Raw genomic sequence first — 8,215 nt, 5'->3', positions numbered from 1 at the left:
GGCGATCGGGCGGGTGAAGGCGTACTGGGTGTCGGTGTCGACGTTCATCTTCACCACGCCGTAGCGCAGGGAATCGTCGATCTCCGACTTCAGCGAACCGGATCCGCCGTGGAAGACGAAATCGAAGGGCTGCGCGTCGGCGCCCAGGCCCAGTTTGGCCGCGGCCACCTTCTGCCCCTCGGCCAGCACCTCGGGCTTGAGCACCACGTTGCCGGGCTTGTATACGCCGTGCACATTGCCGAAGGTGGCGGCGAGCAGGTATTTGCCCTTGTCGCCGGCGCCCAGGGCGTCGATGGTCTTCTCGAAGTCGGCGGGCGAGGTGTAGAGCTTGTCGTTGATCTCGGCCTCGACACCGTCCTCTTCACCGCCGACGACGCCGATCTCGACCTCGAGGATGATCCGGGCGGCGGCGGCCTGGGCCAGCAGCTCCTGGGCGATGGACAGGTTCTCGTCGATCGGGACCGCCGAGCCGTCCCACATATGCGACTGGAACAGCGGGTTCTGCCCGGCGTCCACCCGCTCCTGCGAGATGGCCAGCAGCGGGCGGACGAATCCGTCGAGCTTGTCCTTGGGGCAGTGGTCGGTGTGCAGCGCGATGGTGACGCCGTACTTCGCGGCCACCACGTGGGCGAATTCGGCCAGCGCGACCGCGCCGGTGACCATATCCTTCACACCCTGGCCGGAGCCGAACTCCGCGCCACCGGTGGAGAACTGGATGATCCCGTCGCTACCGGCCTCGGCGAAACCCTTGATCGCCGCGTTGATCGTCTCCGAGGATGTGCAGTTGATGGCGGGGAAAGCGAACGAGTTCGCCTTGGCCTGACCGAGCATCTCGGCGTAGACCTCCGGAGTCGCAATCGGCACTGTGAAGACCTCCGTGTAGTGCGGCAGACGGGACTGTCTGTTTCTGCCCATACCCTAAGGCAGGCGGGATTCATCCGGTATAAGGGGATTGTTTGCGCCGCCGCACCCTGCGGGCGCGGGTGTTACCGGTACTGTGGTCCGGGTGATTGCGCTGGCGGCTTCCGACGCGGTGACGAGCAATCTGGCTCTGACAGAACTGCTCGACCCGATGCACCTGTTGACCGAGACGTGGCTGAAGAACGCCGTGCTACCGGCCATCCTGGTGATCGTATTCATCGAAACCGGCCTGCTGTTCCCGCTGCTGCCCGGCGATTCGCTGCTGTTCACCGGCGGTCTGCTGGCCGCCCAGGAGAATCCGCCGGTATCCATCTGGGTGCTGCTGCCCGCCGTGGTCTTCGTCGCGTTCGCCGGTGACCAGTGCGGCTACTGGATCGGCCGGGCCATCGGTCCGGCACTGTTCCACAAGGAGGACACGCGCTTCTTCAAGAAGAGCTACGTCACCGAAACACACGAATTCTTCGAGAAGCACGGCCCCAAAACGATCATCCTCGCCCGATTCGTCCCGATCGTCCGGACCTTCATGCCGGTGCTGGCGGGCGTTTCGAAGATGAACTACCAGCGCTATGTCGCCTTCGATATCGTCGGCGCCCTCGCCTGGGGCGGCGGCGTGACCATTCTCGGCTATTACCTGGGCAATATCGCCTTCATCCGCGATCACGTCGAGGCGATCTTCCTGTTCATCGTGTTCATCTCGATCCTGCCCGGTATCAGTGCGGTGGCGAAGAAGTTGCTCGGCCGCAAGCCCGCGGCGGCGCCGGTGGCCGCGGGCGGGATCACCTCCACCGCCGAATTGCCGGCCGTGGACATGCCCGGTCCGATCGACGCCACCATGCCGCTGCCGGTGGTACGGACCGGTGGCCCGACCGGCGCGAACGAGAGCCACGTTAGGTAGAGGTGTCCAGCCAGGCCATGCCCCATGCGATGGGTAGTTTCGAACCACTGATCTCGGCCGGGCCGACATTGGTCTGGATAGTGGTTCTGACCTTCGTCTTCCTGGAATGCGCGTTCATTCTCGGACTTTTCCTGCCCGGCGATTCGATGCTGCTCACCGGCGGCATCGTGATGGCCTCGCACGCTTCCGGTGAAACCCAGGTGTGGCTGCTCTCGGTGGGCGCGATGCTCGCCGCGATCGCCGGTAACCAGGTCGGATACGTGGTCGGACGGCGTACCGGGCATCGGCTCGTAGCCCGTAAGAACGGGCGCTATATCAACACCCGCAATCTGTCCCGGGTCGCCGAACTGCTGCAACGGCACGGTTTCGTCGCGGTTCTCATCGCCCGCTGGATTCCGTGGGTGCGCACCCTGTGCCCGATGGTGGCCGGTGCCGCCGAGATGGACCATCGCCGGTACACCGTGGCCAGCACCATCGGCGCGATCATCTGGGCCCCGGTGCTGCTGCTGATGGGCTACTACGCGGGCAGTTTCATCCAGCAGTTCTCCTGGCTGATGCCGATCGTGATCGGTTCGCTGGTGGTCTGCCTGATCGTGGGCACGATCATCGGCATCAGGCAGTACCGGCACGAGATGTCGCAGCCCGCCGAGGATTTCGACCTGGATTCGGCGACGGCCGAATGCGACACCATGCCGCTACCGGAACTCGCGCGGGCCGACCGTGACGCCGAGTGGAACGAATTACAGTCCGGCCGCCGTGACCATATGGGCGGCTTCCATGAGCATCCAGCCCGACAGCTGTACCGATAGATCCCTTTCGGGTACCCGGGAGGAGGTGACCGCACCGTTCGCGGTGAGCCCGCCGGCACCGGCGCTACCTCCCGGCAGTTCGGCCGAAACGGTCCAGTCGTGCCCGAACAGCGGTTCACCCTCGACATCGAGCCGGTTGGCCCAGGCCGCGGCGGCCGATTCCTTGACGATCCGGGCGGCCGTCCGGCGATCGGCCAGCTGTTCGTGCTCCTCGCCGGGCAGCATCAGCGCGACCTGGGCGAGATACCGCACCAGAATCCCGTTGAACAGGCCGCCGTCACCGCCCGAACCGCCCCGGACCACACTTTCGGCGGTGAGATGGTCCTCGACGGCGTCCAGCAGGGTATGTACGCGGTCCAGATGTTCGCCCTCGTGGGTGTGCACCGCGAGTTCGGTCTCCAGGCCCAGCACCACGCCCTGGCAGTAGCTGTAGATCGGGCGTTCCAGCGTGCCGGCGGGCAGGTGGATACCGTCGAAGATCAGGCCGGTCTCCGGATCGCGCAGGGTGCGGTCGATCCAGTCGGCGATCTCGCGGGCCCGTTCGTAGCGACCGAGCCGGGCCAGCGCGATACCCGCGGGACCGTTGGCGGGCGCGTTGTAGAAATCCGCGCCGACCCGCCAGGGCAGACCACCGCCCACGGCCGGATCCCAGGCGGAATAGAGCTTCTGTTCCAGCGGACCCAGCCCGCCTCGCGCCTCGGCGTGCTCCTGGATACGGGTGGCGCGCTCGAGCGCGAGAGCCAGCCAGGCCATATCGTCGTAGTAGCGGTTGGTCCAGCCGGTGAGATTGCGGAGACGATGCGAACGAACCAAGGTGGCGACCCGTTTGCGGCGGGCGATCGTCGGCGCGCGGTTGGCCGCGTCCACGGCACAGTCGATCAGATGCGCCTGCCACCAGTAGTGCCAGGTGAGGAAGAAGCGTTCCCGCCGGGTCGGCGGCCAGCCCACCACTCCGAGGGTGGTGCCGGGCAGTAACCAGACCGGCCTCAGATGACGGGACAGAATCGCCGCCTCGGCCATATCCGCCCGCTCCGACCACAGCGTCGCCGGATTACCCGGACGCCCGCGCTGTTGCCCGGCCGAACGCCGGGGAACATCCAGATCGTCGCTGGGCGGGGTCATGCAACCCATATTGCCAGGCGAATCGGAATTCACGCCGCTCAATTGTTACCGAGTCGAAGCGGGACTGTTCGCGAACCTGCCTCATCGGTCCGGACCACGGCCGATTGCGGCCGAGTTGCGACCCGCGAAGGGTCCGCACAGTGTCAATGGGGGTTAACAATCAATCGGGGAATGCTCGCCGCCGCGTATCCCTATCCAGCGCCGATTCCGGTAACCGCAATCGGCGCAAGGACATTCGAACGGACCAGACCGACCCGACACCGTCCCGGCCGCCCGCACTACGATCATGCCGTGACCAATCCTGCGCCAACGTCCGGCCCCGAACCCGCCCGGAGTCCGGAACCGGCGTCCGCGGGCACGGGCGCGGCAGCGGAGACGGAGGCCGTGGCGCGGGACGAGGAGGACGACGATCCGGGGCTCCTCGGAGCCGGCCCCACCGAATGGGGCGAGCACCCGCACGGCGTCGGCCCCTGGGTGATCGAACACGGCGGCCCCCCACCCGACGACGACCGTTTCGACCCCGAACTGCTGGCCGAGGGCGACCGCCGCAATGTGGTCGACGCCTACCGCTACTGGACCCGCGAGGCCATCGTCGCCGATATCGACCGGCGCCGGCACCCCTTCCACATCGCCATCGAGAATTTCGGGCACGATGCGAATATCGGCACCGTCGTCCGCACCGCAAACGCCTTCGCCGCGGGCGCGGTACATATCGTCGGCCGGCGACGCTGGAATCGCCGGGGCGCCATGGTCACCGACCGCTACCAGCACATCACCCATCACCCGGATATCGAGGCCCTGCTCGAATTCACCCGCGCCGAGGATCTTTCCGTGGTGGCCGTGGACAACGTCCCGGGATCGGTGCCGTTGGAAACCGTCCGGCTGCCGCGCCGCTGCCTGCTGCTGTTCGGGCAGGAGGGCCCAGGCGTCACCGAGAGCGCCCGCGAGGCCGCGGTACTCACCGTCTCCATCGCCCAGTTCGGATCGACCCGCAGTATCAACGCCGGGGTGGCGGCGGGAATCGCCATGCACACCTGGATTCGCCAGCACGCCGACCTGACCACGGCCTGGTGACCGCACCGCCGGTACGCACGGATCGTCAGGTCGCGCTCGACGTACCGAACAGGATGACCACGAAGACGAAGTAGGCGACGATCGCGAGAATCCCCAGAATCACGAAGACCGAGCCGATGATCCCGCAGATATAGCCCACCATGACATTGGACCGGCCACCGATCGCGCCGCCGGACGCGTCGATCTCGTTGAGCGCCCGCTTCCCGAGCACCCAGGCGATCGGTGCGCACAGCTGGCAGAACACCAGCCCGACGATGCCGAGTATCAGTATCAGCGTGGCCTGCGGATGTTCCGGCGGCGGTCCGTAGGGGCGATAACCGTACGGAGGCGGCGTCGGGTAACTCATGGGTGGATATTAACCCCCGCCCACCAACCACTACCAGCGAAAATGCATCCTGTCCAGGGCCGCAGAGCTAACGGCGGGTGTGCGCGCCCGGATCGGTGAGCAGGTATTGAGCCGCACCGTAGGTGGCCAGGATGGTGCCCTCCAGCAGCCGCCGCGACCGCTCGCCGCCCGCGAACAGCCGGCGCAGCACGATGAGGCCGTCCGATACCGTGAACAGCAACGCGCCCAGACCGAGTCGGCTACGGGGGTCGGGGCCCGGGATGTTCAGGCCCGCGACGGCCTGGGCCCCCGGCGCGAGCGCGGGATCGGAGGCGAGTACCGCGGCGGTACCCAGGGTGGCTCCGTAGGCGCTCAACGGCGCGGCCAGTACCGGAGCCTTCGCCCGCAGCAGAGCCGCCGCCCCCGCCCAGGCCAGTATCCGCGGCAGCGCGACCTCGGGCCGCGGGCGGGCACCGCGCCGCCACCAGAGCGTGGCGTACCCGGTCTGCATCACCGCGAACGAAGAGGCGCCGGCGATGAGCCGGCGATCGTCATCGGGATCGATGAGCAGGATATCGCCCACGGTGGCCGCGCCCAGCGAACCCAGCAGCAGAGCACGCTCCGGGGCGGCGATATCGGCGCCACCGGTCGCGACATCGGCCGCCAGCAGCGGCATCATCAGCGGTTTGGCCACCCATTGCAGCCGCTCGCGGCCGGTGAGCGCGCCCACCACGGTGACCGCCGTCGCGGCCAGGAACCCCGCGCGCAGGGGTCGCATCTCAGAGACTCGACTCGTCGGGAGCGGGCGGCAGGGTCACCACCTGGCCCGCGTAGCTGAGCCCGGCGCCGAAACCGAGCAGCAGCGCCAGCTGCCCGCCCTTGGCCTTACCGGTGGCCAGCATCTCCTCCATGGCCAGCGGGATCGAGGCCGCCGAGGTGTTGCCGGTGTTCTCGATATCGCCGGCCATCGGGATATCGTCGGCCAGTCCGAGGTTCTTCTTCATCAGCTCGTTGATCCGGGCGTTGGCCTGGTGCGGGATGAAGACCTCGATATCGTCCTTGGACACCCCGGCCATATCGAGCGCGGTGGACAGTGCCCGGGGCAGCGTGACCGCCGCCCAGCGGAACACCCGCGGCCCCTCCATCCGCAGTGCCATCCGCCCGATCGGCTCCACGGCCGGGTCGGTGCCCTGCAGATCCTGAGCCCGCTGCATGTAGTCGATGAAGTTGACGTCCTGCTTGATGGCCTCGGCGTTCTCGCCGTCACTACCCCAGACCGTGGGCGAGATCCCGTTCTCCTCGCTCGGCCCGAGCACCACCGCACCCGCACCGTCACCGAAGATGAAGGCGGTGCCGCGATCGGTCGGATCGATACCGATCGTCATGGTCTCGGCCCCGATGAGCAGCACGTATTCGGCCGAACCGGCCCGGATCATATCCGCGCCGACACCGAGCCCGTAGCCGAACCCACCGCATCCGGAGGTCAGGTCGAAGGCGGGGATACCGTTCATCCCGAGGTCGCTGGCGACGATCGGGGCGCCGTGCGGGGTGAGCATCGGCCAGCTGGAGGTGGCCAGAATCAGCGCGCCGATCTTCTCCGGGTCGATGCCGCTGTTGCGCAGCGCGCGACGGCCGGCGGCCACCGAGATCGAGCGCAGCGATTCGTCACCGCTGATCCAGCGCCGGTTCCGGATTCCGCTGCGCTCGTAGATCCACTCGTCCGTGGAATCGAGAACCTCGCACACCTCGGCGTTGCTGACCACGCGCTGCGGGCGGTAGGCACCGATACCGAGCATTGCGACGTTGTCGTGCCCCTGTTTGCCGGCAATGCTCACCACGACATTCACGACCCTTCATTCGCAGTACTGACGGATCCTCAGGCTAACGGAGAGCGACCGGGGGTCGAACAGCCCGTCGTATTTCAGCCCAACGCCAGATCCCGCAGTCCCAGAATCGAACGGTACTCCAGACCCTCGTCGGCGATGACCCGATCGGCACCGGTTCCCCGGTCGACCACGGTGGCCACCCCGACCACGGTCGCGCCCACATCACGCAGTGCCCGGACCGCGGTCAGCGGGGAGTTGCCGGTGGTGGTGGTGTCCTCGACGACCAGCACCCGCTTTCCGACCACATCCGGACCTTCGATCTGGCGCTGCATCCCATGGGTTTTCGCGGCCTTGCGCACGACGAACGCGTTGATCGGCCGGCCGGGTGCGTGCATAATGGCCAGGGCCACCGGGTCGGCGCCCATGGTGAGACCACCCACCGAATCGAATTCCCAGTCGGCGACGAGTTCCCGCAGGAGTTTGCCGATCAGTGGCCCGGCCCGATGATGCAGCGTCGCGCGGCGCAGGTCGACGTAGTAGTCGGCCTCCTTGCCAGAGGACAGTGTCACCTTGCCGTGCACGACGGCTAACTCGCGCACCAGCCCGGCCAAGACGTCCCGGTCGGTCGTTGCCTGGTCGATCATCGGTGTCCTTCCGCCTGCGTAGGCGAGTCGCGGCAAGTTCGATTCCGGCGCACGCTGCGGCGCCCACCGAGTGAGGATACGGGGACCTCTCGGCGGGAGTTACCGCAGGTGGCTGTATCTATCGACCGTCCGCAGGCCGCAGGTCTATCGGGGCACCGGACCCTGGTACGGCCGGAACCCGGGATGGAAGGGACCACCGGGCGGGCGGGAGCCGTCGTCGTCCTCGGTGGCGGCCGGGCGGCGCTCCGGATCACCGGGCCCGGCCTTACGCGGCGGCGGGTCGGCAGGCGCGGACCGGCTCACGGGACGGGAATCGGGTACCACGGCCAGGCTCGGCCGCCGCGGCGGAGCGTCGTCGCCGGGTTCGGGACCGCGGCGGTCCCGGTCTTCCGGATCTTCCTGCCGGTACCGGACGTTCGGGGCGGGATGCTCGTAGCGGCCGCCGGATTCGTCCTGGTAGTCGTCGAAATCGTCGTAGTCGTCGAAATCCCGGTCCGGGCCGTCGTCGTCGCGGTCTTCCGCCCGGGAACGCGCCCGCGGATGCGCGCCGGGATCCCGCTCGTCCAGCGGCGGCTCGGTGACCGGCGGCAGCACATGCA

At 67.7% G+C, this 8,215-nt stretch carries 8 protein-coding genes and 2 pseudogenes; 3 read left to right on the top strand and 7 right to left on the bottom strand.

Features of this window, described 5'->3' with window-relative positions:
* Nucleotides 1-864, bottom strand: an 864-nt coding sequence (gene fbaA / locus ACWDU1_RS25785) for a class II fructose-bisphosphate aldolase (protein WP_450002287.1), incomplete at its 3' end; no start/stop codon positions are given.
* 208 nt (nucleotides 865-1,072) lie between these two features.
* On the opposite strand from fbaA, the gene ACWDU1_RS25780 reads away from it, so the two are divergent.
* Both ACWDU1_RS25780 and ACWDU1_RS25775 read left to right on the top strand, forming a co-directional pair.
* Nucleotides 1,073-1,816: a DedA family protein gene (locus ACWDU1_RS25780; protein WP_450002294.1), complete on the top strand. Its 744-nt coding sequence runs from the start codon at nucleotides 1,073-1,075 to the stop codon at nucleotides 1,814-1,816.
* A gap of 29 nt (nucleotides 1,817-1,845) precedes the next feature.
* A pseudogene (locus tag ACWDU1_RS25775) lies at nucleotides 1,846-2,484 on the top strand (DedA family protein); the annotation flags it as partial.
* Between the two features lie 72 nt (nucleotides 2,485-2,556).
* Here ACWDU1_RS25775 and ACWDU1_RS25770 read toward each other — a convergent pair.
* Complete coding sequence (locus ACWDU1_RS25770; RefSeq protein ID WP_450002292.1) at nucleotides 2,557-3,645, bottom strand: glycoside hydrolase family 76 protein; 1,089 nt, start codon at nucleotides 3,643-3,645, stop codon at nucleotides 2,557-2,559.
* 486 nt (nucleotides 3,646-4,131) lie between these two features.
* Between ACWDU1_RS25770 and ACWDU1_RS25765 the strand changes: the two genes are divergently transcribed.
* Nucleotides 4,132-4,821, top strand: coding sequence for a TrmH family RNA methyltransferase (locus ACWDU1_RS25765; RefSeq protein ID WP_450002290.1), 690 nt, complete (start codon nucleotides 4,132-4,134; stop codon nucleotides 4,819-4,821).
* Between the two features lie 25 nt (nucleotides 4,822-4,846).
* On the opposite strand, the gene ACWDU1_RS25760 is transcribed toward ACWDU1_RS25765, so the two are convergent.
* From ACWDU1_RS25760 to ACWDU1_RS25740, 5 genes and pseudogenes are all read right to left on the bottom strand, one after another.
* A complete protein-coding gene (locus ACWDU1_RS25760) occupies nucleotides 4,847-5,167 on the bottom strand; it encodes a DUF4190 domain-containing protein (RefSeq protein WP_450002286.1) in 321 nt (106 codons plus the stop codon).
* 67 nt (nucleotides 5,168-5,234) lie between these two features.
* Nucleotides 5,235-5,924 carry a lysoplasmalogenase family protein gene (locus tag ACWDU1_RS25755; RefSeq protein WP_450002285.1) on the bottom strand — a complete coding sequence of 230 codons (690 nt, stop codon included), beginning with the start codon at nucleotides 5,922-5,924 and terminating at the stop codon, nucleotides 5,235-5,237.
* Nucleotide 5,925: 1 nt separating this feature from the next.
* On the bottom strand, nucleotides 5,926-6,984 hold the full coding sequence (locus ACWDU1_RS25750) for a beta-ketoacyl-ACP synthase 3 (protein ID WP_450002289.1): 1,059 nt from the start codon (nucleotides 6,982-6,984) through the stop codon (nucleotides 5,926-5,928).
* Between the two features lie 83 nt (nucleotides 6,985-7,067).
* Complete coding sequence (gene pyrE / locus ACWDU1_RS25745) at nucleotides 7,068-7,616, bottom strand: orotate phosphoribosyltransferase (RefSeq protein ID WP_450002283.1); 549 nt, start codon at nucleotides 7,614-7,616, stop codon at nucleotides 7,068-7,070.
* Between the two features lie 144 nt (nucleotides 7,617-7,760).
* Nucleotides 7,761-8,215: pseudogene (locus ACWDU1_RS25740) on the bottom strand (hypothetical protein); the annotation flags it as partial.

Source organism: Nocardia sp. NPDC003345, assembly GCF_053589395.1.
Note: the sequence above shows the minus strand (reverse complement) of the source record. Positions and strands in the feature narration are given on the sequence as shown.

What these genes read in the sequence shown, in the direction of transcription:
- ACWDU1_RS25780 (WP_450002294.1), top strand. Translation starts at nt 1,073, where the DNA reads ATGCACCTGTTGACCGAGACGTGGCTGAAGAACGCCGTGCTACCGGCC.
- ACWDU1_RS25770 (WP_450002292.1), bottom strand. Translation starts at nt 3,645, where the DNA reads ATGGCCGAGGCGGCGATTCTGTCCCGTCATCTGAGGCCGGTCTGGTTA.
- ACWDU1_RS25760 (WP_450002286.1), bottom strand. Translation starts at nt 5,167, where the DNA reads ATGAGTTACCCGACGCCGCCTCCGTACGGTTATCGCCCCTACGGACCG.
- ACWDU1_RS25755 (WP_450002285.1), bottom strand. Translation starts at nt 5,924, where the DNA reads ATGCGACCCCTGCGCGCGGGGTTCCTGGCCGCGACGGCGGTCACCGTG.
- pyrE (WP_450002283.1), bottom strand. Translation starts at nt 7,616, where the DNA reads ATGATCGACCAGGCAACGACCGACCGGGACGTCTTGGCCGGGCTGGTG.